Annotated in this window: 23 protein-coding genes; 15 read left to right on the top strand and 8 right to left on the bottom strand. The window is 71.5% G+C overall.

The genetic code is table 11. From position 1 onward, the window contains the following. Nucleotides 1-112: 112 nt before the first annotated feature. The gene (locus tag EDC02_RS06405) at nt 113-1,366 is read left to right on the top strand and encodes a sodium:proton antiporter (RefSeq protein WP_123601153.1); all 1,254 of its coding nucleotides are present in this window, start codon (nt 113-115) and stop codon (nt 1,364-1,366) included. A gap of 23 nt (nt 1,367-1,389) precedes the next feature. On the opposite strand, the gene EDC02_RS06400 is transcribed toward EDC02_RS06405, so the two are convergent. Further along, entirely contained in the window at nt 1,390-2,079 is a 690-nt protein-coding gene (locus tag EDC02_RS06400) for a hypothetical protein (protein WP_123601152.1), read from the bottom strand. A 311-nt stretch (nt 2,080-2,390) separates the two neighbouring features. Between EDC02_RS06400 and EDC02_RS06395 the strand changes: the two genes are divergently transcribed. The 7 genes from EDC02_RS06395 (at nt 2,391) to EDC02_RS06365 (ending at nt 7,940) form a co-directional block, all read left to right on the top strand. Beyond that, the gene (locus EDC02_RS06395) at nt 2,391-3,020 is read left to right on the top strand and encodes a hypothetical protein (protein ID WP_123601151.1); all 630 of its coding nucleotides are present in this window, start codon (nt 2,391-2,393) and stop codon (nt 3,018-3,020) included. 131 nt (nt 3,021-3,151) lie between these two features. After that, nucleotides 3,152-3,454 carry an urease subunit gamma gene (locus EDC02_RS06390; RefSeq protein WP_123601150.1) on the top strand — a complete coding sequence of 101 codons (303 nt, stop codon included), beginning with the start codon at nt 3,152-3,154 and terminating at the stop codon, nt 3,452-3,454. A gap of 8 nt (nt 3,455-3,462) precedes the next feature. Then, nucleotides 3,463-3,897 (top strand): urease subunit beta, encoded by a 435-nt coding sequence (locus tag EDC02_RS06385; protein WP_123601149.1) that lies wholly within the window; start codon nt 3,463-3,465, stop codon nt 3,895-3,897. Continuing rightward, the gene (locus tag EDC02_RS06380) at nt 3,894-5,630 is read left to right on the top strand and encodes an urease subunit alpha (RefSeq protein WP_123601148.1); all 1,737 of its coding nucleotides are present in this window, start codon (nt 3,894-3,896) and stop codon (nt 5,628-5,630) included. Before EDC02_RS06385 ends, EDC02_RS06380 begins: the two co-directional genes overlap by 4 nt. 39 nt (nt 5,631-5,669) lie before the next feature. After that, nucleotides 5,670-6,359 (top strand): urease accessory protein UreF, encoded by a 690-nt coding sequence (locus EDC02_RS06375; RefSeq protein WP_123601147.1) that lies wholly within the window; start codon nt 5,670-5,672, stop codon nt 6,357-6,359. 76 nt (nt 6,360-6,435) lie between these two features. Next, entirely contained in the window at nt 6,436-7,125 is a 690-nt protein-coding gene (gene ureG, locus EDC02_RS06370) for an urease accessory protein UreG (RefSeq protein ID WP_123604561.1), read from the top strand. Beyond that, nucleotides 7,125-7,940 carry an urease accessory protein UreD gene (locus EDC02_RS06365; RefSeq protein ID WP_123601146.1) on the top strand — a complete coding sequence of 272 codons (816 nt, stop codon included), beginning with the start codon at nt 7,125-7,127 and terminating at the stop codon, nt 7,938-7,940. The genes ureG and EDC02_RS06365 overlap by 1 nt, the downstream gene beginning before the upstream one ends. On the opposite strand, the gene EDC02_RS06360 is transcribed toward EDC02_RS06365, so the two are convergent. Genes EDC02_RS06360 through EDC02_RS06350 form a run of 3 tightly spaced genes read right to left on the bottom strand, consistent with a single transcriptional unit; the run spans nt 7,925 to nt 11,178 of the window. Next, nucleotides 7,925-10,312 (bottom strand): excinuclease ABC subunit UvrA, encoded by a 2,388-nt coding sequence (locus EDC02_RS06360; RefSeq protein WP_123601145.1) that lies wholly within the window; start codon nt 10,310-10,312, stop codon nt 7,925-7,927. The genes EDC02_RS06365 and EDC02_RS06360 overlap by 16 nt on opposite strands. Before the next feature lie 12 nt (nt 10,313-10,324). Continuing rightward, nucleotides 10,325-10,735 (bottom strand): VOC family protein, encoded by a 411-nt coding sequence (locus EDC02_RS06355; protein WP_123604560.1) that lies wholly within the window; start codon nt 10,733-10,735, stop codon nt 10,325-10,327. A gap of 5 nt (nt 10,736-10,740) precedes the next feature. Beyond that, nucleotides 10,741-11,178, bottom strand: a complete 438-nt coding sequence (locus tag EDC02_RS06350; protein ID WP_123601144.1) for a helix-turn-helix transcriptional regulator — start codon at nt 11,176-11,178, stop codon at nt 10,741-10,743. 110 nt (nt 11,179-11,288) lie between these two features. On the opposite strand from EDC02_RS06350, the gene EDC02_RS06345 reads away from it, so the two are divergent. After that, nucleotides 11,289-12,329 (top strand): phosphotransferase family protein, encoded by a 1,041-nt coding sequence (locus tag EDC02_RS06345; protein ID WP_123604559.1) that lies wholly within the window; start codon nt 11,289-11,291, stop codon nt 12,327-12,329. Nucleotides 12,330-12,334: 5 nt separating this feature from the next. Here the strand turns inward: EDC02_RS06345 and EDC02_RS06340 are convergent, their stop codons facing one another. Then, a complete protein-coding gene (locus tag EDC02_RS06340) occupies nt 12,335-13,216 on the bottom strand; it encodes an oxidoreductase (protein ID WP_123601143.1) in 882 nt (293 codons plus the stop codon). A gap of 95 nt (nt 13,217-13,311) precedes the next feature. On the opposite strand from EDC02_RS06340, the gene EDC02_RS06335 reads away from it, so the two are divergent. The 5 genes from EDC02_RS06335 to EDC02_RS06315 all read left to right on the top strand — a co-directional run bounded on the left by EDC02_RS06335 (nt 13,312) and on the right by EDC02_RS06315 (nt 19,390). Then, nucleotides 13,312-13,866 (top strand): TetR family transcriptional regulator, encoded by a 555-nt coding sequence (locus tag EDC02_RS06335; protein ID WP_123601142.1) that lies wholly within the window; start codon nt 13,312-13,314, stop codon nt 13,864-13,866. Nucleotides 13,867-14,037: 171 nt separating this feature from the next. Then, nucleotides 14,038-15,594: an ABC transporter substrate-binding protein gene (locus EDC02_RS06330; RefSeq protein ID WP_148083343.1), complete on the top strand. Its 1,557-nt coding sequence runs from the start codon at nt 14,038-14,040 to the stop codon at nt 15,592-15,594. Next, nucleotides 15,591-16,643 carry an ABC transporter permease gene (locus tag EDC02_RS06325; RefSeq protein ID WP_123601140.1) on the top strand — a complete coding sequence of 351 codons (1,053 nt, stop codon included), beginning with the start codon at nt 15,591-15,593 and terminating at the stop codon, nt 16,641-16,643. Before EDC02_RS06330 ends, EDC02_RS06325 begins: the two co-directional genes overlap by 4 nt. A 35-nt stretch (nt 16,644-16,678) precedes the next feature. Beyond that, nucleotides 16,679-18,601, top strand: coding sequence for a dipeptide/oligopeptide/nickel ABC transporter permease/ATP-binding protein (locus tag EDC02_RS06320; protein WP_158632070.1), 1,923 nt, complete (start codon nt 16,679-16,681; stop codon nt 18,599-18,601). Between the two features lie 3 nt (nt 18,602-18,604). Beyond that, nucleotides 18,605-19,390, top strand: coding sequence for an ATP-binding cassette domain-containing protein (locus tag EDC02_RS06315; RefSeq protein ID WP_123601138.1), 786 nt, complete (start codon nt 18,605-18,607; stop codon nt 19,388-19,390). A 2-nt stretch (nt 19,391-19,392) separates the two neighbouring features. On the opposite strand, the gene EDC02_RS06310 is transcribed toward EDC02_RS06315, so the two are convergent. The 3 genes from EDC02_RS06310 to EDC02_RS06300 are packed head-to-tail and all read right to left on the bottom strand — an operon-like array spanning nt 19,393 to nt 22,170. Further along, nucleotides 19,393-20,151 (bottom strand): class I SAM-dependent methyltransferase, encoded by a 759-nt coding sequence (locus tag EDC02_RS06310; RefSeq protein WP_123601137.1) that lies wholly within the window; start codon nt 20,149-20,151, stop codon nt 19,393-19,395. A 19-nt stretch (nt 20,152-20,170) separates the two neighbouring features. Next, complete coding sequence (locus EDC02_RS06305) at nt 20,171-21,394, bottom strand: ATP-grasp domain-containing protein (RefSeq protein ID WP_123601136.1); 1,224 nt, start codon at nt 21,392-21,394, stop codon at nt 20,171-20,173. Continuing rightward, nucleotides 21,391-22,170 carry a class I SAM-dependent methyltransferase gene (locus EDC02_RS06300; RefSeq protein WP_123601135.1) on the bottom strand — a complete coding sequence of 260 codons (780 nt, stop codon included), beginning with the start codon at nt 22,168-22,170 and terminating at the stop codon, nt 21,391-21,393. Before EDC02_RS06300 ends, EDC02_RS06305 begins: the two co-directional genes overlap by 4 nt. 255 nt (nt 22,171-22,425) lie before the next feature. Between EDC02_RS06300 and EDC02_RS06295 the strand changes: the two genes are divergently transcribed. Then, nucleotides 22,426-23,577 carry a pyridoxal-phosphate dependent enzyme gene (locus tag EDC02_RS06295; RefSeq protein ID WP_123601134.1) on the top strand — a complete coding sequence of 384 codons (1,152 nt, stop codon included), beginning with the start codon at nt 22,426-22,428 and terminating at the stop codon, nt 23,575-23,577. Nucleotides 23,578-23,581: the final 4 nt, after the last annotated feature.

Here is a 23,581-nt window from a genome sequence, read left to right as displayed (position 1 = left end):
GCATTGTGTCAGCCCGTCCGGCACCGGTCCGCGCCGATCCCGACCCGGCCGGGACGTACCATCACCGGGCCCGACACCATCACCACCGCTCGCCGCCGGTCCCGGAGTTCACATGCTGCTGCTGAGTTTCGCCGCCGTCCTGCTGGTCGCTGTGCTGGTGTCGGCGCTGGCCCACCGCACCATCCTGTCCACGGCGGCGTTGTTTCTGGTGGCCGGCTTCCTGCTCGGGCCGCAGACCACCGGCGTGCTCGACGTGCAGGCCGACTCGTCGATCGTCAACACCCTGGCCGAGCTGGCGCTGTTCGCCGTGCTGTTCACCGACGGGATGCGGGTCGGCTGGCAGGACCTGCGGTCCGCCTGGCGGCTGCCCGGCCGGGCGCTCGGCTGGGGGCTGCCGCTCACCCTGTTGATCACCGCAGTGCTGGCCCATTACGTCGCCGGGCTGGGCTGGGCGGAATCGCTGCTGATCGGCGCGGTGCTGGCCCCGACCGACCCGGTGTTCGCCGCCGCGCTGGTCGGCAACGAGAAGGTGCCGTACCGGCTGCGGCATCTGCTCAACGTCGAGTCCGGGATCAACGACGGCCTCGCGTTGCCGTTCGTGATCCTGTTCCTGGCGATCGCCACCGGCTCCGGCGACCTGCACCTCGACGAGCTGGCCACCGAACTCGCCGTCGGCCTGGTCATCGGAGTCGCCGTCCCCGCACTGGCGATCGCCCTGGAACGCACCCGGTGGTTCTCCGCGTCGGCCCTGTACGCACCGCTCAACGGGGTGGCGATCGGCCTGCTCGTGCTGGCTCTCGGGCAGGCCACCCACGGCAACCTGTTCCTGGCCGCGTTCGCCGCCGGCAGCACCATCGCCACCTTCGGCCCCCGCCAGCGGGCCGCCTTCGAACACTTCGGCGAGAGCGTCTCCGAGCTGCTGAAGCTGGCCGCGCTACTGGTCTTCGGCGCGCTGATCTCGATCGATTTCCTCGGCGAGATCTCCTGGCCGGGATGGGTTTTCGCGGTGCTGGCCATCTTCCTCGCCCGCCCGGTGGCGCTGGCGATCGCATTCGTCCGCTCCGGGTTGGCGCCCCGGGAGCAGGCGGCGGCGATGTGGTTCGGGCCGAAGGGCTTCGCCTCGGTGGTTTACGGCCTGATCGTGCTCAAGTCCGGCATCGACGCCGCCGACGAGGTGTTCCACCTGGTCGCCCTGACCATCGTGATCTCGATCCTGCTGCACTCGTCGACCGACGTGGTGATCGCCAACGCGTTCGACGACGAACGGGAGACACCGGCCTGGCACGACCGCTTCCGGCGTACCCGCGCCACGCCCGACCCGCCCGCGGCTGCCGGCACTGACCAGGACGGGGGCCATCCGAACTGACGCCGGATGGCCCCGTCCCGGACTCACCCCGGAATCTTCCAGGCATCCATCCGCAGGCTGACCGCCCCGTCAGCGGAAACCCCGGTGATCTCCAGCTTCACGACAAGCTGCGCGATGCCCGAGTTGATCGCCGCCGCACGGCTCGTCCAGAGGCAGAGCACCACACCTTGCCGGACCGGCACCTGGGCCTCGGCGCCGAGGGGCGCGATGCGGATCTGTTCCGAGCAGTCGTGCGGAGTTAGTCCCGACTCGACTACCTGGCTGCCGCGGACGTCCCTGCCCAGCACGAGGTTGGCCGGTGCGTTGCTGTAGCCGCCGCGCAGCGTGATGTCCGCAACGGCCGACGGAGCATCGGCCAGTGGTTCGTCCAGGTCGGCGTGCATGCTCTGGTTGTTGCCGGACAGCCGCAGTGTCAGCGTCTGCTGCGGATAGTGGACCGTGTACTGGGTCTGCGCGTCGAGCGTCGGCTGCGCGGTCGGATCAACCTGCGTTCCACCGCCGGGCAGCGGATCCGGCCCATCGGGCGTCCCAGGCTCGTCAGGGGCCGCAAGCCCATCAGGCGTCGCGGAGGCCTCGATCGTCGGCGCGGTGCCCGGCCCCGGCTCGTCGTTGTCACCACCAGCCGGCGATGCCAGCGCATCGACCCGGTCCGCCGCCCGCAGGGCGATCACGGTCGAGGTGGCGGCGAGCACCACCGACACCGCGACCAGCAACCGCTGGAGCCTGCCGGCCGGTCGGCCCGGTCGACCAGCACCGGGAATCTTCGACGGGCCATCTCCGGAAATCGACATCTGACTCCTCCAAACGTCCTCGGCCAGGGACGGCCGACAATCACTCGGAGACCCCATGAGACCGCATGCATGATCCGGTATCGACACACTCGGAGGGGTCGCCGATCCACTTGCTTGATCGAGTAGGGTAATGGTTGCATGCCACCACAATTATCTTCTGCTACCCCAATGGATGAACCATGCCCGACAATGGCAAATCTGCAGGTGAAGACACCGACCGACCGCGCCGTCCGGTGCGGAAAATATCCGAACGGCTGGCGCTGGCTGGCCTCGCGGCCACCGCACTGGGGGTGATCGTCGCCGTGTTCGCCTGGCTCTTTCCGGTCGGGCAGCAGGCGATACCGGCACCTACGGCATCAACTGACGCGTCAGCGACAACGTCGGCGGCTACGTCTCCGGACGCCACCCAGGGCGGCTCCCCGGCCACGACCAGGGTCGAATACCTTTCCGCACTCCCGGCCCACGCCGGCGCCGGCAATCTGACGGATCTTCCACGCGAACTTCGCGAGATCGATGGATTCGAGCACGCAATCATGATCAAGTGTCCGAGTAACCAGAGCAATGACAAGGTCAGCAAGGTCAGCTATCAGCTCTTCGGCCGATTCGACACGTTCCAGGCGACCGTTCGGCCACATTTCGATAGCCAACCGGATGCCCGGATGCACGTCGAGGTCCTGGTCGGCGAACGCACCCGCGATGGCGGCCTGGCGTGGGACGTCGGCGGCGGGCAGTACCAGGCGACCGCCGAGCAGCCCGGTTCACTCGACGCGGTCGTCGAGGGCATCCAGGAGTTGGAGATCCAGGTCCAGTGCCAACTGCCGGACGGGGTGGCGATCCTGGTCGACGCCGCCCTGTACGAATGACCGCCACCACCCCGCCTGCGCAGGTGAGGTCGCCGACCCAGTGAGTCGGATACGCGTACGTAACGTGATTGAAATGTCAGAATGCCAGCATCTGGCACGACCCAGGTCTCGATCGCTCATGGAGGTCCGGCTTGTTTCTCACCCGGCACGAGCAGGAGCGACTGCTCATCCACGTCGCTGCCGACGTGGCCTGGAAGCGCCGTGAGAGGGGCATCCGGCTCAACCACCCGGAGGCGACCGCGGTGATCACCGCCTTCCTGTTGGAAGGTGCCCGGGACGGCCGCAGCGTGGCGGAGCTGATGGAGGCCGGGCGCACCGTGCTCGGCCGCGAGGACGTGCTCGACGGAGTGCCGGAGATGCTCCCCGAGGTGCAGGTGGAAGCCACCTTCCCCGACGGGACGAAGCTGGTCACCGTACACGAGCCGATCTCCTAGGAGCGAGATTGACTGCACCATCCACGCCGTCGGGCGCCGACGGCGGCACAGTCGTTCCCGGTGAGCTGATCCCCGGCGACGGGCCGGTCACCCTCCATCCCGGCCGGCCGGTGCTGACCCTGCCGGTGGTCAATACCGGCGACCGGCCGGTGCAGGTCGGCTCGCACTACCACTTCGCCGAGGCCAACCCGGCGCTGGACTTCGACCGGTCCGCCGCGTGGGGTCACCGGCTGGCGGTGCCGGCCGGCACCTCGGTGCGCTTCGAGCCCGGCGTCGACCGGGAGGTAACCCTGGTGCCGTTCGGCGGCCGGCGCATCGTCGCCGGGCTGCGCGGCGAATGCGCCGGCGAGCTGGACGGGCGCGGCCCGGCCGACGCTGCGGGCACCGGGCGCGGCCCGGCCGACCAGGCGGCGGGCACCGGCGAGACGGGAGGCACGGTGTGAGCACCCTGGACCGACGGCGGTACGCCGCCCTGCTCGGCCCGACGACCGGTGACCGGATCCGGCTGGCCGACACCAACCTGCTGATCGAGGTCGAGGAGGACCGCTGCGCGCCGCCCGGTGCCGACGGCACCCCGGCGTACGGCGACGAGGTGGTCTTCGGCGGCGGCAAGGTGATCCGCGAGTCGATGGGCCAGTCCCGGGCCACCCGGGCCGAAGGGGCACCCGACACGGTGATCACCGGTGCGGTGGTGCTGGACCACTGGGGCGTCGTCAAGGCCGACGTCGGCATCCGTGACGGCCGGATCGCCGCGATCGGCAAGGCCGGCAACCCCGACACGATGGACGGGGTGCACCCCGACCTGGTGATCGGGCCGGGCACCGAGATCATCGCCGGCAACGGCAAGATCCTCACCGCCGGGGCGATCGACAGCCACGTACACCTGATCTGCCCGCAGCTGATGGAGACCGCCCTCGCGAGCGGGATCACCACCATCATGGGCGGCGGCACCGGGCCGGCCGAGGGCAGCAAGGCGACCACGGTCACCCCCGGAGCGTGGCACCTGGGCATGATGCTCGCCGCGCTCGACCCGTGGCCGGTCAACGTGCTGCTGCTCGGCAAGGGCAACACGGTCAGCGAAGAAGCCATGTGGGAGCAGCTGCGCGGCGGTGCCGGCGGCTTCAAGCTGCACGAAGACTGGGGCACCACCCCGGCCGCGATCGACGCCTGCCTGCGGGTGGCCGACGCCTCCGGCGTGCAGGTGGCGATCCACACCGACACCCTCAACGAAGCCGGGTACGTGGAGTCCACCCTCGGCGCGATCGCCGGCCGGTCGATCCACGCGTACCACACCGAAGGGGCCGGCGGCGGTCACGCGCCGGACATCATGCGGGTGGCGGCCGAACCGAACGTGTTGCCGTCATCGACCAACCCGACCCGCCCGCACACCGTCAACACCCTCGACGAACACCTCGACATGCTGATGGTCTGCCACCATCTGAACCCGAGCGTGCCGGAGGACCTGGCGTTCGCCGAGAGCCGGATCCGGCCCAGCACGATGGCCGGTGAGGACATCCTGCACGACCTCGGCGCCATCTCGATGATCGGCTCCGACTCGCAGGCGATGGGGCGCATCGGCGAGGTGATCCTGCGGACCTGGCAGACCGCGCACGTGATGAAGGCCCGACGTGGGTCGCTGCCCGGCGACGGGCCGGCCGACAACATGCGGGCCCGGCGGTACGTCGCCAAGTACACGATCTGCCCGGCGGTGGCGCACGGCGTCGAGGGCGAGATCGGCTCGGTCGAGCCGGGCAAGCTGGCCGACCTGGTGCTGTGGGATCCGGCGTTCTTCGGCGTACGGCCGCATCTGGTGATCAAGGGCGGCATGATCGCCTGGGCGCAGATGGGCGACGCGAACGCGTCCATCCCGACCCCGCAGCCGATGCTGCCGAGGCCGATGTTCGGCGCGTACGGCACCGTGCCCGCCGCCACCAGCCTGGCGTTCGTCGCGCCGGCGGCGATCGACGCGCTGCTCGGCGACCGGCTCGGGATCCGACGCCGGCTCGCCCCGGTCGCCGACACCCGACGGCGGGGCAAGGCGGACATGCCGCTGAACGACGCCACCCCACGGATCGAGATCGACGCGGACACGTTCACGGTGCGCATCGACGGGGAGACGGTCGAGCCGGCCCCGGCGACGGAGCTGCCGATGGCGCAGCGCTACTTCCTGTTCTGACGACCGGCCGATGATCACCTGTCACGTCCGGACCCGTCGATGAGCGGGCTCGCCACGCTGCTGGTGCTGGCCGACGGCCGGCTGCCGGCCGGCGGGCACGCCCACTCCAGCGGGCTGGAGGCGGCCGTCGTCGCCGGCCGGGTCCGCGACCTGGCCGGTGTGGCGGCGTACCTGACCGGCCGGCTCGGCACCGGTGGGCGCACCGCCGCCGCGTTCGCGGCCGCCGCGGCCAGCGCAGCCGCAGCCGCCGACGGGGCGACCGCCGACGGGGCCGGCCCTGGCCGGCTGGACGCGCTCGACGAAGGCATCGACGCGCGTACCCCGTCGCCCGCGCTGCGCCGCGCGTCGCGGGCACAGGGTCGGGCGTTGCTGCGCGCCGGACGCGGCATCTGGGCGCTGCCGGCGGGCGGCCCCCGGGACCGCCACCAGCCGGTCGCGCTCGGCGTGGTCGCAGCCGCCGCCGGGCTCGGCCCGGCCGAGGCTGCGCTGGCCGCCGCGTACACCACGGTCACCGGACCGGCCAGCGCCGCCGTGCGGCTGCTCGGCCTCGACCCGTACGCGGTGCACGGCCTGCTGGCCCGGCTCGCGCCGGACATCGACGCGGTCGCCGCCGGAGCGGCCGCCCTGGCCGACCGGCCGGTCGACGACCTGCCCGCCGGCTCGGCCCCGATCCCGGAGGTCGACGCCGAACACCACGCCACCTGGGAGGTGCGTCTCTTTGCGTCCTGAACCACACACCCACGTCCACGGCGGGTCCGCCGAACCGCACGCGCACACCGAACCGCACGCGCACACCGACGGGGAGGTGCCACACACCCACCCCGATCCGGGGGTCGACCCGCACCCGCCCCGGCTGCCGGACAACTCCCCCGCGCTGCGGATCGGCATCGGCGGGCCGGTCGGCTCCGGCAAGACCGCGCTGGTCGCCGCGCTGTGCCGGGCGCTCGCCGACGAACTGCGGCTGGCCGTGGTCACCAACGACATCTACACCACCGAGGACGCCGACTTCCTGCTACGCAACGGCGTACTGCCGGCGGAGCGGGTCCGGGCGGTGGAGACCGGCTGCTGCCCGCACACCGCGATCCGCGACGACATTTCCGCCAACCTGGATGCTATCGAGGACCTGTCCGACCAGTTGGGCGCCCTCGATCTGGTGCTGGTGGAGAGCGGCGGGGACAACCTGACCGCCACGTTCAGTCGGGGCCTGGTCGACCAGCAGATCTTCGTGGTCGACGTGGCCGGCGGCGACAAGGTGCCGCGTAAGGGCGGGCCGGGGGTGAGCACCGCCGACCTGCTGGTGATCAACAAGACGGACCTGGCGCCGCTGGTCAACGCCGACCTGTCGGTGATGGAACGCGACGCCGCCGCCCGCCGGGGCGAGCTGCCGACGGTGTTCCTGTCGCTGGTGCAGGACCGGACGGCGGCTCCGGTGGCCGACTGGATCCGTGGGCTGCTGCGGGCCCGCGCCCAGACCCCGGCGGAGGTCGCCTGCTGATGCGGGCACACGCCCGGCTGGTCGCCGAGGTCGACGCCGGCGGGCGGACCCGGCTGGTCTGCCTGCGCGGCGAGCCGCCGCTGGTGCTGCGCCGCACCGGCCCGGCAGTGGCCGGCGACGGCGGCGAAGTCCAGGTGCATCTGGTCGGCGCGGCGGCCGGCCCGCTCGGCGGCGACGACCTGCGGCTGGACGTCGAGGTCGGGCCGGGGGCGCGGGTGTGTCTGCGTACTGTCGCGGCGTCGCTGGCGTTGCCCGGGCCCGACGGCCGGCGGTCGACGCTGCAGATGCTGGTCCGGGTCGCGGCCGGCGGCGAGCTGCGCTGGCTGCCGGAGCCGTTGATCGCCGCCGCCGGCTGCCACCACCTGTCCCGGTCGGTGGTGGAGCTGGCCGACGGCGCGGCCCTGGTGTGGCGGGAGGAGTTGGTCTGCGGGCGCGACGGTGAGCCGTCCGGCGACGCCCGGATCGACACCACCGTCCGGTACGCGGGCCGCACGGTGCTGCGCACCGACCTGGCGGTGGGCCCGCGCGCCGACGGCTGGGCCGGGCCGGCGGTGCTCGCCGGGGCGAAGGCGACCGGTTCGGTGTTGGTGGTGCGGCCGCAGTGGGCGGCCGGCGGGCCCCCGGCAGCCATTCCGCTCGGCCCCGGCGCGGCCCGGCTGCCGCTGGCCGGCGGGCCGGCGATGCTGGTCACCGCGACCGGCCCGACCGCCCGCGGCGTCCGTGCCGAACTCGACCGGGCCAAACCAGACCGCCTCGGCCGGGCCGAACCAGACCGGGCCGCACCAGACCGGGCCGGGGCTCAGCCGCCGACGTAGGCCGCGAGGTGCTCGCCGGTCAGCGTGGAGCGGGTCGCGACCAGGTCGGCCGGGGTGCCCTCGAAGACGATCCGGCCGCCGTCGTGGCCGGCACCCGGCCCCAGGTCGATGATCCAGTCGGCGTGTGCCATGACCGCCTGGTGGTGCTCGATGACGATCACCGACTTGCCGGCGTCGACCAGCCGGTCGAGCAGGCCGAGCAGCTGCTCGACGTCGGCCAGGTGCAGGCCGGTGGTCGGCTCGTCGAGGACGTAGACGCCGCCCTTGTCCGCCATGTGGGTGGCCAGCTTGAGCCGCTGCCGTTCTCCGCCGGACAGGGTGGTCAGCGGCTGGCCGAGGGTGAGGTAGCCGAGCCCGACGTCGGCGAGCCGTCGCAGGACGGCGTGCGCAGCCGGGGTTCGGGCGTCACCGGCCGCGAAGAACTCCTCGGCCTCGGCCACCGACATCGCCAGCACCTCGCTGATGTCCCGGCCGCCGAGGTGGTACTCCAGCACCGCCGCCTGGAACCGCCGGCCCTCGCAGTCCTCGCAGACGGTGGCGACGCCGGCCATCATCGCCAGGTCGGTGTAGATGACCCCGGCACCGTTGCAGGTCGGGCAGGCACCCTCGGAGTTGGCGCTGAACAGTGCCGGCTTGACCCCGTTGGCCTTCGCGAACGCCTTGCGGATCGGGTCGAGCAGCCCGGTGTACGTCGCCGGGTTGCTGCGCCGAGAGCCTCGGATGCCGGTCTGGTCGATCGACACCGCCCCCGCGTCGGCCGGGATCGACCCGTGCAGCAGCGAACTCTTGCCGGAGCCGGCGACCCCGGTCACCACGACCAGCACGCCGAGCGGGATGTCGACGTCGACGTCGCGCAGGTTGTTGGCGTTCGCGTCACGGATCTGCAGCGTGCCGGTGGGCTCGCGGACCGTCTTCTTCAGGTTGGCCCGGTCGTCGAGGTGCCGGCCGGTGACGGTGGCGCTGGCCCGCAGCCCGTCCACGGTGCCCTCGAACATCACCTCGCCGCCGGCGGTGCCGGCACCGGGGCCGAGGTCGACGACGTGGTCGGCGATCGCGATCGTCTCCGGCTTGTGCTCGACGACCAGCACCGTGTTGCCCTTGTCCCGCAGCCGCAGCAGCAGGTTGTTCATCCGGGCGATGTCGTGCGGGTGCAGCCCGATGGTCGGCTCGTCGAAGACGTAGGTGACGTCGGTCAGTGACGACCCGAGGTGCCGGATCATCTTGGTGCGCTGCGCCTCGCCGCCGGACAGGGTGCCCGCCGGGCGGTCCAGGGAGAGGTAGCCGAGGCCGATCTCGACGAACGAGTCGAGGGTGTGCCGCAGCGCGGTCAGCAGCGGGGCGACCGACGGCTCGGCCAGATCCTGGACCCATTCGGCGAGGTCGCTGATCTGCATCGCGCAGGCGTCGGCGATGTTGATCCCGTTGATCTTCGACGACCGGGCCGCCTCGTTCAGCCGGGTGCCGGCGCAGTCCGGGCAGGTGGTGAAGGTGATCGCCCGTTGCACGAACGCCCGGATGTGCGGCTGCATCGCGTCGACGTCCTTGGCCAGGAACGACTTCTGGATCCGCGGGATCAGGCCCTCGTACGTCACGTTGACGTTGTCGACCTTGATCCGGGTCGGCTCCTTGTAGAGCAGGTCGTGCAGCTGCGACTTGGTGAACTTGCGGATCGGCTTGTCCGGGTCGAAGAAGCCGCAGCCGCTGAAGATGCGCCCGTACCAGCCGTCGACACTGTAGCCGGGGATGGTCAGCGCGCCCTCGTTGAGCGACTTGCTGTCGTCGTACAGCGCGGTCAGGTCGAAGTCGGTGACCGACCCCCGGCCCTCGCAGCGCGGGCACATGCCGCCCAGCCGGGTGAAGGTCTGCTTGGTGGTCTTGCTGGCGCCGCGTTCGACGGTGATCGCCCCGCTGGCCCGTACCGACGCCAGGTTGAAGGAGAACGCGTTCGGCGGGCCGACGTACGGCTGACCGAGCCGGCTGAACAGGATCCGCAGCATCGCGTTGGCGTCGGTGGCGGTGCCGACCGTGGACCGCGGATCGCCGCCCATCCGCTCCTGGTCGACGATGATCGCCGTGGTCAGCCCGTCGAGCACGTCGACCTCGGGCCGGGCCAGCGTCGGCATGAACCCCTGCACGAAGGCGCTGTACGTCTCGTTGATCAGGCGCTGCGACTCGGCGGCGACCGTGCCGAACACCAGCGAACTCTTGCCCGAGCCGGAGACCCCGGTGAACACCGTCAACCGGCGTTTCGGGATCTCGACGCTGACGTCCTTGAGGTTGTTCACCCGCGCGCCGTGCACCCGGATCAGGTCGTGACTGTCGGCGGCGTGCGGGGTGGACGGCCGCTCCCCCGACGCGGTGGCCCTGCTCATCGAATCCCCTACCTATTGGGTCTGCTGGATGCGGATCAGGTTGCCGGCGGGGTCCCGCACGGCGCAGTCGCGGACCCCGTACGGCTGCTCGGTCGGCTCCTGGACGATGTCCGCGTCGCCGGCCTGCAGCCGCTCGAAGGCCCCGTCGAGGTCGCTGGTGGCCAGCAGGATGCCGGCGTAGGTGCCCTTGGCCATCATCTCGGTGATGGTACGGCGCTCGTCGTCGGTGATGCCGGGGTCGACACCCGGCGGGTGCAGCACGATCGCGGTACCGGGCTGGTCGACCGGGCCGACGGTGAGCCAGCGCATCCCGTCGTAGCCGACGTCCAGACGCAGCTCGAAACCGAGCAGGTCGCGCCAGAAGGCCAACGCGGCGTCGGCGGCGTCGTGCGGCAGGAAGCTGGAGTGAATCGTGATGTCCATGGCGGTCACGCTAGTTGCGCCGCCGGGACCCGCGCTTCTCGATTCCTGATCGGTCTGGTCACCTGTTTTGCCAGGCAGGCAGGCATCTCCGGGCGCGCCGAACCGGCCCGGCGCCGGTAGACGCTGGGCGGGACGCCGACCAGCTCGGTGAACCGGGTGCTGAAGGTGCCCAGCGACGCGCAGCCGACCGCGAAACAGACGTCGGTGACGCTCAGGTCACCCCGGCGCAGCAGCGCCATCGCACGTTCGATGCGCCGGGTCATCAGGTACGAGTACGGCGACTCGCCGTAGGCGCGCCGGAACTCGCGGCTGAGGTGCCCGGCCGACATGTGCACGCCACGGGCCAGCGCCTCGACATCGAGTGGCCGGGCGTACTCCCGGTCGATCCGGTCGCGCACCCGGCGCAGCCGCGCCAGATCGCCCAGGTGCTGCTCCTGCCTCACGTTTCCTGCCTCAGGCTTCCTGCCTCACGCTGACGGTCACCCGCGCGATGCTGCCACAGCCCACCGACATCGCCCAGACCCACCGACAAGGCGCGGACGAGAATTGGTCCATGGCCAACGGAGCGAGCCCGACACGCCGGGCGTTGACCACCGCCGACGTTGAGCGCTACCTCGCGGCGTCGTTCGACCCGCCGCCACGGGTGGTCGACTGCGCACCGCTGGACGGCGGCTGGTTCGCCGCCGTCTGGTCGGCCGAGCTGGCCGACGGGCGCAGCGTCGTGTTGAAGGTCGGACCGCCCCCGCAGGTGCCGGTGCTGCGCTACGAACGCGGCATGATCGCCGCCGAGGCGCGGTACCTGCGGCTGGCGGCGGCACACGCGCCGCAGGTGCCGGTACCGGCCGTACTGCACCACGGGGTCGACCCGGGCGCCGGTGACTGGCTGGTCACCGTCCGGCTGCCGGGCCGCAACCTGCCGACCATCGCCGAAAGCGCGGAACCGCCCGATGACAGTGCTGTGCGGCACGACCTCGGGGTGGCGTACGCGGCGTTGCACCGGATCACCGGCGGACGGTTCGGCTACGACGGCGGCCGGGCGGGCGCGGCGACCTGGGCGGCGGCGTTCACCGCGATGGTCGAGGAGCTGCTCGCCGACGCCGCCGACTGGTCGGTGCGGCTGCCGGCGTCACCCGACCGGTTCCGGTCGCTGCTCGCCCGGCACGCCGGGCTGCTCGACACGGTACGTCGGCCGGCCCTGCTGCACTGGGACGGCTGGGACGGCAACGTCCTCGCCGCCTGCGACGCGCACGGCGTACTGCGATTGACCGGCCTGGTCGACGGTGAACGCTACCTCTACGGCGATCCGCTGATGGATCTGGTCGCCCCGCTGCTGTTCCGTCGGGCCGAGCAGGAACCGGAGCATCCGTTCCTGCGCGGCTACCGCGCCGCCGCCGGCAACGCCGCGGTCGACCTCGACGACGATCGGGTACGCCGCAGGCTGGCTCTCTACCGAATGCACCTGTATCTGGTGATGCTGGTGGAGATGCCGAGCCGGCACCTGACCGGCCCGGAGCATCAGGGGCAGGTCGAGCTGCTGACCGGGCTGCTGACCGAGGAACTGGCCGCGTTGTCCTCGGCCGGAACCACGCCCTGACCGGCTCAGGCACCGTCGCGGGCAAGCTGGGCCTGGCGGGCGTCGTACCTGTTGGCGACGCGGACAAGGGTACGCAGCATGATGCGGACGAACCGGTCGAAGCCTCGGTCGGGCAGAATCCGCCGGGCCGCCAGGATCATCTTCGCGCCGCGGCCGACGGGGTAGCGGGTCCGTGGCCGGCGGGCACGCACCGCTCTGGCGACGGCGTCGGCGACCACCGAGGGCGGCGACGCCGGGCCGCCGTCCTCGACGGCGAAGATGGCCGCGCTGCGGGCCGCCTGGTCGGCGTACGGGCCGTGCCCCGAGGTGGCGAGCAGGTGCTGACCGGCGATGGCGGGCCATTCGGTGGCGATCGCACCGGGCTGGATGACGACCACGTCGATGCCGAGCGGGGCGAGTTCCATCCGCATCGAGTCGCTGAGTCCTTCGACGGCGAACTTGGTGGCGTGGTACCAGCCGCCGAGCGGCTCGTAGAGTTTCCCGCCGACCGACGAGATGTTGACGATGCGACCGCTGCCCTGCCGGCGCATCTGCGGCAGCACCAGTTGCGCCAGCCGGGCCAGGCCGAACACGTTGACGTCGAACTGGCGGCGGGCCTCGTCCATCGGCACCTCCTCGACCGCGCCGAACGAGCCGTAGCCGGCGTTGTTGACCAGCACGTCGATCCGCCCGGACTCGGCCAGCACCTGCTCGACGAGGTCGACCAGTGCGGCGTCGTCGGTGACGTCGGTCCGGACGGGCCGGATGCCGACGTCGGCCAGCGGAGCGATCCGGTCGAGCCGGCGGGCGACGGCGTAGACCTGGTAGCCCATGGCGCGCAGTTTGCGGGCGGTGGCCTCGCCGATGCCGGAGGAGGCGCCGGTAACGATGGCGACCTTGTCGCTCATGATCTCTCCCTGCAGGTAACCAACTAGATAGTTACATCATCCACGCCGCGCGCACAGTTGTCAACCAACCAGTTGGTTCTGGGTAGGCTGGCGGCATGGCCCGCGACTCCACCGCCACCAAGCAACGGATCCTCGACGCCGCCACCGTCGAGTTCGCCGCCCACGGACTGGCCGGCGCCCGGGTCGACCGGGTGGCCGAGCGCGCCGGCGCCAACAAGCAGCTCATCTACGCGTACTTCGGCAGCAAGGAACAGCTCTTCGACACCACCCTCGCCACCCACCTGGAGCGGTTCATCGAGGCGGTGCCGTTCGACGCCGACGACCTGCCCGGCTACGCCGTCGCGATGTTCGACTTCGGCGTCGCACACCCGGACCTGCTCCGACTGCTGCAGTGGCACACCCTCGAACGCCCCGGCGAACTCGCCCGGATGGAGCAGAACCACCACTCGACGCAGCGCAAGCTGACCTCCCTGGCCGAGGCCCAGGCCGCCGGCCGGGTCGATGACACGCTCCCGCCCGCCGAACTGCTCGCCGTCGTCCTCGCCGTCGCCCGGTCTTACGACGATCCGGCACCGACGTCGGTCACCGCGCGCCGGGCCAGCGTGACCACCGCCGTACGCCGACTCGTCACCCCCGGCCCGCGACCGTAGAGCCGGCCTATCCCTCCGGCCCGCGACCGTGGGACCCGATGATCCGGATCCGGCGCGCCGCCGATCCGCGGTATCGAAACGAGTGTGCCGGGAACCAGCGATGCCGTTGCGCCGACTACTCCTATCGAACCCCGGGACGTATTATCGACTGACATCTATCTGGAGTGCTCCGTGCCGCGACCCCGCATGCTTGCCGCCGTCCTCGCCGCGTCGATCGGACTCACCACAGCCTGCAGCGCGGACTCCGGTGGTGGCACCACCTCGACGACGTTGCGAATCGGATTGGGCACCGAGTCGGGCGCACTGGACCCGCACGCGTTCACCGGCAACTTCCTGCTCCTCGACGCCATCTACGAGCCGCTGGTCAGCTACGGCGAGGACGGGCAACTGGAGCCAGGCCTGGCCGAGTCCTGGACGGTGGCACCGGACGGTCGGCAGGTGAGCTTCGACCTACGCGACGACGTGCACTTCACCGACGGAACGCCGGTCGACGCCACGGCCATCAAGTGGAACTTCGACCGGTGGGTGGGCAACGGACGCTTCTCGTTCTTCCGGGCCTCGCAGATCGTCTCCGCTGTGGACGCCCCGGATCCGGACACCGTCGTGCTCACCCTGTCCGAACCGTACGAGCCGCTGCTGCAGGAGTTGTCGATCGTCCGTCCCGTCCGGCTACTCAGCCCGCAGTCCGCCGGCACCGACGGCACCTTCCAGGACCCGGTAGGTACCGGAGCGTGGAAGTTGGTCTCCAACGGCGCCACCGGCGCCGTGCTGGAGCGCAACGACGACTACTGGGGGCCGCAGCCAAGTCTGGAGCGGCTCGAGTTCACGGTCATCCCGGATTCCCAGGCCCGCGTCGACGCGCTCACCAACGGGGAGATCGATCTGATCGGCGGCGCCTACCTGGCCCCGATCACGCCGGTGGAGGCGCAGTCGTTGCGCGAGCGGGCCGGCGTACGGCTGCTCACCGGCGCGGCGGACGTCTCGATCCTGCTCGGGTTCAACCCCGACGGCCCCGCCGGCGACCGGGCGGTCCGGGAGGCCGTCGGCCGGGCGATCGACACCGAGGCGCTGGCGACGGCGTTGTTCCTGGGCCATGCGGAACCGGCCCGCCGGGTGTTCCCACCGAACGTGCCGGACTCCGGGACCGATCTGCCGGTCGACTTCGACCGGGCGGCCGCGGAGCGGGTGCTCGACGCCGCCGGCTACCTCCGCGAAGGGGAGACCCGGACCCGCGACGGCGAGCCGCTGTCGTTGCGGCTGCTCATTCCGGCCGCACCGGCCGAGGGGCAGCTCGACCCGCGCACCATGGCCGCCGCGATCGCCGCCGCCCTGCAGGAGGTGGGGATCGGCGTGGAACTGGTTCCGGTCGACGCCGCCGCCTACTACGACGAGCGGGCCGAGGGCAGGTACGACCTGACCTTCTTCGAGACCCTCGGCGCACCGTACGACCCGTCCAGCTCGATCGTGTCCCTGTTCACCAACGGGGCGCGGGCGCCGCTGTGGGTGACGCCGACCATCGAGGACCTGGTCGACAAGGCGCTGTTCGCCGCCGACCCAGCCGCTCGCGCCGAGTCCTATCAGAACCTTTACGAGGCGGTGGCCGCCGACACCGGGTTCGTCCCGTTGGTGTACCGGCCTCGGTTCTGGGCGGTGCGCGACGAGGTGAACGGCTTCGCGGTGCCGCCCACCGACGTGGATCTCGAACTGACCGGAGTCACCCTCGGGTGAGCGTTTTCGGACGGCCACGGTCCGTCGGCGGCCACCTCGTGCGGTGGACCGTCGACACCGTCGGTGTGCTGCTCGCGCTGTCGGCCGGAACGTTCGCGCTGGTGCTGCTGGCCCGTGGCGATCCCGCCGCAGTGCTGGCGGCCACCCGGGCCGGCCGGCCGGCGACGCCGGAGCAGGTCGAGGCCGTCCGCTCCGAACTGGGGCTGGACGCTCCCGCCCCGGTACGGTACCTGCGGTGGCTGGCCGACGCGAGCACCGGCGACTTCGGACTGTCGCTGCGGACGAACCTGCCGATCGGCCCCGAGATCGCCGACCGGCTGACCGTGACGGCGGGCCTGGTGACGGGATCGGTCGTGGTGGCCGTCGTGGTCGGGATGACCGTCGGAGTCGCCGGGGCGATGGCCGGCCGGGGGCCGCTGCGCGGGGTCCTGCGGATCGGGGCGCTGCTGGCGACGTCGGTGCCGGCGTTCTGGCTGAGCTACCTCCTGGTTCTGCTGCTGGCCCTACGGTGGCAACTGGTGCCGACGTCAGGCATGGCCGGTCCCGCGACCTGGGTGATGCCGATGGCGGTGCTCGGGCTGCCGGCGGCCGGAGTGCTCAGCCGGGTGGTGGCGGTCACGTTACGGGAAGCGATCGACCGGCCGTACGTACTGGCGGCGATGGCCCGGGGCAGCGGGCCACTGTCGATCGTGCTTCGCGACGGGCTGCCGAACGCGGCCGGGCCGATCCTGTCCGTCGCCGGGATGATCGTCGGCGGCCTGCTCGTCGGCACGGTCGTGGTGGAACAGATCTTCGGCTGGCCCGGTCTCGGGGCGTACTTCGTCCACGCCGCCGCCGCCCGAGACGTGCCGGCCCTGCAGGCCAGCGCGCTCATGCTCGGTGGAGGCTTCATCCTGGCCAACCGGCTCGCCGACGTCGCACAAATTCTCGTCGATCCCCGGTCCCGTCGGACCTCCGGTGTCCGCTCCGACGCCACATCGCCCCGGTGGGGTCGGCCGGGCCGGGCCGGCGGTCGGCACCCGCACCAGGTCCGGTCGGAGACCGGATGACGGCCGGAGGCGGCAGGCGGAAGATACCCGCGCCGGTGCGGACGGCGCTGGTCGGTCTGCCGCTGGTCGGGTTCGCGCTTGTGGGGCTGCTGGCACCGGTGCTGGCGCCGGCCGACCCGGCGGCCAACGATCTGTCGGCTAGTCTGCTGCCACCGTCAGCGGACCATCTGCTCGGCACCGATCAGCTCGGCCGCGACCAGCTCAGCCGGCTCCTGCACGGTGCACGAATCTCACTCACCGTCACGGCGGCGGTCCTAGTGGTCTCGGTGACCATCGGAGTACTCGCCGGCACCGTCGCCGGATACCTGGGGGGCTGGGTCGACCGAATCGTCGCCCGGATCGTCGACATGGCGGTCTCGCTACCGGGAATGCTGGTGGCACTGGCGGTCATCGGCGTACGCGGTCCCGGGGTGGAGAATCTCGTCGTCGCGATGTCGCTGTGGGCATGGGCCCCGTACGCGCGGATCGCCCGCGCCCGCGTCGCGGGTCTGCGGGCCAGCCCGCACCTGGACGCGCTACGGCTGCTCGGCGCCGGCCCGGTGCGGGTCATCAGCCGTCATCTGCTGCCACCCGCCCTCGCCCCGTGCCTGGTCTATGCCAGCACCGACGTTGGCTCCATCGTGCTCGGCGTGGCCACGCTGAGCTTTCTCGGCCTCGGTATCCCACCCCCGCAGGCGGAATGGGGCCAGATGCTCATCGAAGGCCGCCCATACCTGGCCTCGGCCTGGTGGCTGGCCTACCCGCCCGGCGTTGCGATCACCGCCGTCGTGTTCGCGAGCAACCTGCTCGGCGAACGGCTGGCCGTCGGCGACGAGCGGCCGTCGATGCTGCGCTGGATCCTTCCGGACCGGCTACGGGTGCCGCGCCCCAGGCGACCGGCCCCCGGGGTGCCGGCTACGGTCGAGTCGGAGACCACGGTCGACGACGACGTACTACTACGGGTACGCGACCTGTCCGTGGCCTATCCACGGGACGGCGGCGTCCGCCGCGCCGTCGCCGACGTCTCCTACGCGGTACGCCGCGGCGAGACACTGGCGATTGTCGGTGAGTCCGGCAGCGGCAAGACCACCTCGGCGTTGGCACCGTTCGGTCTGCTGGACCCGGGCGCGCTCGTCACCGGTTCCGCGCTGCTAAGGACCGGGTCAACGGCGCATGAGCTCGTCGGGCTCGCTCTCCGGGAACGCCGCCAAATCAACGGCCGCCGGGTCGGGGTGGTCTTCCAGGACAGTCTCGCCGTGTTCAACCCGCTGCGCAGCATTGGCGCGCACGTCGACGAGGCGGTCCGCAACGCGGGCAGCCAGGGCCGGCGGGCGGCGGTCCGCCGGATCAGCGAGGATCTGCTGCGCCTCGCCGGTCTGCCCGACCCGGCGACGGTCGCCGGCCAGTATCCCCACCAGCTCTCCGGCGGAATGCGGCAACGGGTCCAGATCGCCGTCGCGATCGCGGGTTCGCCGGAGCTGCTCGTCGCCGACGAACCGACCTCTGCGCTCGACGTCACCGTCCAAGCGTGGCTGCTCGATCTGCTCGGGCAGCTCCGCGACGAGCTGCGCATGGCAATGGTCGTCGTCAGTCACGACCTGGCGGTGGTCACCCGGCTGGCCGACGCCGTGGCCGTGATGTACGCCGGCCGAATCGTGGAGTACGGGCCGCTCGACACCGTGGTGCGCCACCCCAACCATCCGTACACCCGGGGCCTGCTCGACGCCGTGCCGCGTTCCAGCGCGGCGCCGGGCACCCGGTTCCGCACCATGCCGGGACGCTCCGGTGCCGGGCCGGACGACACGTCAGGTTGCGCGTTCGCTCCCCGGTGTCCGATCGCCGTAGCAGGATGCGGCCATGACCAGCCGGTACTGCTGCCGGTGGGTCCGGTCCAGGCGCACCGCTCGGCGTGCCACCGTACCCGTGCGGCCGGAGCGTCGCCGCCCCTTCTGGCACTCGGCGACCTGGACGGAGGCTGACCGATGCTGGAGATCGAACAGCTCACCGCCGACCACCCCCGGCGGCACGGCCGGGGCCGGCAGAGTGTGGTCGAGGACGTCACGCTCCGGGTCGCCGCCAGCGAGATCGTCGGGCTCGTCGGCGAATCGGGCTGCGGCAAGACGACCCTCGCCCGCGTGGTCACCGGACTGCACCGGCCCTGGGCCGGATCGGTGCGGTTCGACGGCGCCGACGTCCACGCCCTGCGCGGTCGCGCGCTGCGGGCACACCGGCGACAGGTCCAGATGGTGTTCCAGGACCCGTACCTGACCCTCAGCCCCGCTCAGACGGTGCGCCAGGCCCTCGCCGAGCCACTGCACATCCACCGGGTCGGCAACGGCCGGTCCCGCGCCGCACGGGTGGACGAGCTGCTCGACCTCGTCGGGCTCGGTCCTGCGGTCGGCGGACGCCGGCCCCGGCAGCTGTCCGGCGGTCAGCAGCAACGGGTGGCGATCGCCCGCGCGCTGGCGCTGGGACCACGCCTGCTGGTGTGCGACGAACCCGTCACCGCGCTCGACGTATCGGTGCAGGCGAAGATCCTCAACCTGCTGTGCGATCTGCGCGACCGGCTCGGCCTGGCCTGCCTGTTCATCTCCCACGACCTCGCCGTCGTCCGGCAGCTCGCCAACCGCGTCGCGGTCATGCGGCACGGCCGCATCGTCGAGCAGGGACCGACCGGGCAGGTCACCCGCGACCCGCGCCACCCGTACACCCGGGCGTTGCTCGCGGCGACCCCCGCCATCGACCTCGGCGTCACCGACCGGTCTTGACGTCACGCGTCCGGCCCGGCCGGCTTGTCGTAGACGGTGACGTGGGTGCCGGTGCCGAGGTAGGGCTCCCGACGCCAGCCACCCCACCGGTGTCGACGGCGCAGGCTGGCGAGGCGGGCCATCAGGTCGAGTTCGGAGGGCCATGCGTAGCGCATCGACACCGGGGCAAGCCGCATGCCGTCGTTGCTGATCAGGATGTGCTGTCCGTCGAAACGCTGGTCGACGGGGTCGTGGCGGACCGCGACCAGGCGGACGTGGTCGTGGTCGACGCGGTGGGCGTCGACGCTCTGCTGCCGCTGGTAGCGGGCGAGGTCGGGCACCAGACACTCCAGCACGAACAGCCCGCCGGGCAGCAGCCGCCGGGCGACGTTGGCGAAGCACCGTACCTGGTCCTCCTGGGTCATCAGGAAGAAGAAGGTGGTGAAGACGACGAAGACCATGGCGAACCGGTCGCCGGTGCCGGGATCGACGTCGGCCATGTCGCCGATGGTGACGGGAATCCGGTCACCGCCCGGTTTGGCCCGCATGCGGGCCACCATCGCCTCGGAGGCGTCGATGCCCCGCAGATCGATTCCGCGACCCGCCAACGGGATCGTGACCCGGCCGGTGCCGACGGCCAGTTCGAGGACCGGGCCGGCCGGACCGTGCCCGATCAGGTCGGCCAGGCAGTCGACGGCGTCGGTCGGGTCGAGGTCGGCGTGCCACTCGTCGTAGACGTCGGCGTTGCGGTCGCCGTAGGTCTCCGGTCCGTACGTGCTCATGGGGCTCCTGTCCGGGTCTTCAGTCCAGCGGTCGCATCTCGTGGGTGACGGTGCCGGCGGCGGCCAGCGAGTGGTAGAGGCCGATCTCGGCGGTGGGCCCCTCGGCCATCACCAGGGCGGTGCAGCCGCGTTGGTCGGCGAGGTGGACGATCCGGTCACCGACCTGGGCGGTCGGAAAAAACTCCGGGCCCCCGGGGAACAGCGGTAGCCGCTCGGGTCCGCACCAGCCGGCGAGTCGGCCCGGCGCCGGTGGATGCAGGAACGTCATGCCGTAGCCACGGTCGGCGCCCAGTGGGGCGTCGAGCAGCCGGGGCCGGCGGCCGAGCGCGATGTCGGTCACCGCGGCGTACACGTTCACCCCGAGCGACCGGCACATCATCTCCCCGATGACCGCGCCAGCGATCCGACCGTTGATCTCCACGACCTCCGGGCCGGCCGGGGTGTGGGCGAACTCGGTGTGTGCCACGCCGTCGGTGAACCCGACCGCAGCGAGGACCTCCCCTATCCAGGTCGCCAGCCGGTCCGACTCGGCCGGCGGGAACGCGACCGGAAAGGCGACGGCCTCCTCCCGGCGGACAGGTTCGGGGGTGTGGATGTGCACGGCGATCCCGAGCAGCCTGGTGTGCCCGCGCCAGCTGACCGTCTCGACGCTGTAGACCGGGCCCGGGAAGTACGGTTCTACCACCAGGTGCCGGCCCAGCAGGGCGGCGTCGGCGACCTGGCGGGCGGTCCGGTCGCGTTCGGCGTCGTCGCGGACCAGCCACACCGACCGGGACGAGGTACCCGCCGAGTCCTTCACGATCACCGGGTAGCCGGTCGCCGCGACCGCTTCGGTGACCGCTTCGCCGGTGGGTGCCACGCTGCGCGCGTCGGCACGGCTGAGGCCGGCCCGGTGCAGCAGGGTACGGACCTGCGCCTTGTCCCGTAATGTCCGCGCCACCTGTGGGCCGAGGGTGGGCAGGCCGTACCGGGCCGCCAACGTCGCCCCGGGCAACATCCACGTGTCGGTGGAGTTGACCAGGCCTGCGAGGTCGGGCAGTCGGTCAAGGGCGGCGGCACAGGCGACCACATCGGTGGTGTCGACGTCGATCACCGTCACGTCGTCGAGTCCGAGCCGGTCGAGTTCGTACGCGTAGACCGACCGGTCGCCGGTGAGCAGGCACAGCCGGTGTCCGGCCTCGGCGGCGGCGTCACGCAGCCGGGTGAGGCCGAACGTCAGCGACTCCAGCGACGCGATGGTCACGTCCCCGCCTCCTCGGCCTGCCGAGGACGGTTCGCCTGCACGGGACGGCGCGCCTGCACGATCAGCCGCTGCGCGTGATTGTCGTACGGTTCCCCGGCGAAGCCGCCGAAACAGGTGATGTCGGTGAATCCGGCGGCGTTCAGCATGGTGCCAATCTCGGCGGCGCTGTAGACGAACTGTTCGAAGAAGGCGTGCCGGGCGGTGTCGCCCCGGATCAGGGTCCAGTCGCTGCGGAACCGGGTCCAGTCGTCCAGGACGGTATCCCGCATGACCAGGTATCCGCCGTCCACCTCGACGACTTTCGGGGTTCCCGCCCACCGGGCGAAGATCTCCTTGCTGAACAGGTCCAGCAGCAGGCGGCCGCCCGGCACCAGGCTCTGCCAGGCATTGCGCAGCACGAGCTGATTCTGCGCCGGATCGGTGAAGTACCCGAACGAGGTGTACATACTGATGATCACGTCGTAGCGGTCCCGTTCCACGAACTCCCGCATGTCGGCACGGACCAGACGTACCGGCACGCCGGCCTGCGCACTGGCCCGGTCGGCACGGTCCAGCATGGCCGCGCTGAGGTCAACCCCGGTGACCTTGGCACCGCGTGCGGCGAGCGGGACGGCGTAGGTGCCCGGACCGCACCCGAGGTCGAGCACGCTGGTCCCAGCCGTGACCTCCAGCAGCGGAGAGGTCGCCACCCAGCTCCGGGCCTCCTGCTGACGGTGCGGGGCGAACAACGCGCCAGCGAAGTCCACCCAGAACCCGTCGTCTGCAAACCACTCCATCGGCAGCTCCGAACTCGCGCGACGACTGACGCCTTACAGGTCGCTCGACGATGTACGGAAGTTCCCCGTTGACCGAAGAAAACTGACCACTACCGCAACGGGGTAGAGCACAGGAACCAATCCGCCTTCCGGCGCGACCAACCTGTCAGCAGAACAACTCGACACGGCCTCCACACCGGAGCGACAGGAGTCTTCCACCAAAACAAGCACATCCACCAGGGACAATGCAACAAACGTCAGAGGAGCGATCAGCCCATGCCGTCCACGGGCCCGTCGACGCCCCCGCCACCGGTACACCTGCACGTCACCGATGCCATCAAGACTCCGAGCCTCATCCGCCTGTCGGACACCCTGGTCCTCGCCCGGTTCGAGACCCTGAAGGTCTACGCCGCCCTCGGCGCGGTACGGACGCTGCTGGCGGCGGGGACCGTCCGCCCCGGCGACACCCTCATCGACAGCTCCAGCGGCATCTACGCCCTCGCGCTGGCCATGGCCTGTCACCGGTACGGACTGCGCTGCCACATCGTCGCCTCGACCACGGTGACCCCGACCATCCGGTCGCAGCTGGAGATCCTCGGCGCCACCGTGCACCAGATGCCCGTCGAGAGCGATCTACGACTTGACCAGCACCGACGGGTGGCGCGGGTGCAGGAGCTCCTGCGCGCCAACCCCGGCATGCACTGGATGCGCCAGTACCACGACCCGGTGCACCGACTCGGCTACGCCGAACTGGCGACCCTCGTCCGGGCCGCCGTACCACAGGTCCCGCTGACCGTCGTCGCCAGCGTCGGCACCGGCGCGTCCAGCGCCGGACTGATTCTGCCGATCCGCGCTCACGAGCCGTCGACCCGGCTCGTGGGTGTGCAACCGTTCGGCAGCGTCAGCTTCGGCAGTGAGCGGTTCCCGGATCCGGACGCGATCATCGCCGGGATCGGCAGCGCCATCCCCTTCGACAACGTCCGCCACGAACTGTACGACCAGGTGCACTGGATCGCCTTCCGGCATGCCATGGCCGGCACCATCGCGCTGATGCGGTCTCATGCGGTCTTCGCCGGTCTCTCCACCGGTGCGGCGTATCTCGCGGCCCGGTGGGAGGCCCGCCGGCACCCGGAACGGATGCACCTGCTGATCGGCGCCGACACCGGGCATCGCTACGTCGACAAGGTCTTCGCCCGCCACCGCGAAGCACTCGACATGGACACGTTGGAGCCGGTCGAGATCACCTCCCTAGACGAGCTGGCCCAACCCTGGTCGACCATGCCGTGGGCGCGACGTGCCCGCCCGCCCTCGGCCGGCCAGGACCCGCAGCCCGCCGCCGTCGCCGGCCGCCCGGGAATCGACCGTCCGGGAATCGACCGCCCCGGAACCGACTGGCCCGGAACCGACTGGCCCGCGCCGACCGGATGAGCGC

Origin of the sequence: Micromonospora sp. Llam0, assembly GCF_003751085.1 — a bacterium.
GTDB lineage: Bacteria > Actinomycetota > Actinomycetes > Mycobacteriales > Micromonosporaceae > Micromonospora_E.
Note: the sequence above shows the minus strand (reverse complement) of the source record. Positions and strands in the feature narration are given on the sequence as shown.

Excerpts from the sequence above, each read along its gene's own strand:
- EDC02_RS06405 (WP_123601153.1), top strand. The coding sequence starts at position 113 with ATGCTGCTGCTGAGTTTCGCCGCCGTCCTGCTGGTCGCTGTGCTGGTG.
- EDC02_RS06375 (WP_123601147.1), top strand. The coding sequence starts at position 5,670 with ATGAGCGGGCTCGCCACGCTGCTGGTGCTGGCCGACGGCCGGCTGCCG.
- EDC02_RS06365 (WP_123601146.1), top strand. The coding sequence starts at position 7,125 with ATGCGGGCACACGCCCGGCTGGTCGCCGAGGTCGACGCCGGCGGGCGG.
- EDC02_RS06360 (WP_123601145.1), bottom strand. The coding sequence starts at position 10,312 with ATGAGCAGGGCCACCGCGTCGGGGGAGCGGCCGTCCACCCCGCACGCC.
- EDC02_RS06355 (WP_123604560.1), bottom strand. The coding sequence starts at position 10,735 with ATGGACATCACGATTCACTCCAGCTTCCTGCCGCACGACGCCGCCGAC.
- EDC02_RS06345 (WP_123604559.1), top strand. The coding sequence starts at position 11,289 with ATGGCCAACGGAGCGAGCCCGACACGCCGGGCGTTGACCACCGCCGAC.
- EDC02_RS06340 (WP_123601143.1), bottom strand. The coding sequence starts at position 13,216 with ATGAGCGACAAGGTCGCCATCGTTACCGGCGCCTCCTCCGGCATCGGC.
- EDC02_RS06335 (WP_123601142.1), top strand. The coding sequence starts at position 13,312 with ATGGCCCGCGACTCCACCGCCACCAAGCAACGGATCCTCGACGCCGCC.
- EDC02_RS06315 (WP_123601138.1), top strand. The coding sequence starts at position 18,605 with ATGCTGGAGATCGAACAGCTCACCGCCGACCACCCCCGGCGGCACGGC.
- EDC02_RS06310 (WP_123601137.1), bottom strand. The coding sequence starts at position 20,151 with ATGAGCACGTACGGACCGGAGACCTACGGCGACCGCAACGCCGACGTC.
- EDC02_RS06300 (WP_123601135.1), bottom strand. The coding sequence starts at position 22,170 with ATGGAGTGGTTTGCAGACGACGGGTTCTGGGTGGACTTCGCTGGCGCG.
- EDC02_RS06295 (WP_123601134.1), top strand. The coding sequence starts at position 22,426 with ATGCCGTCCACGGGCCCGTCGACGCCCCCGCCACCGGTACACCTGCAC.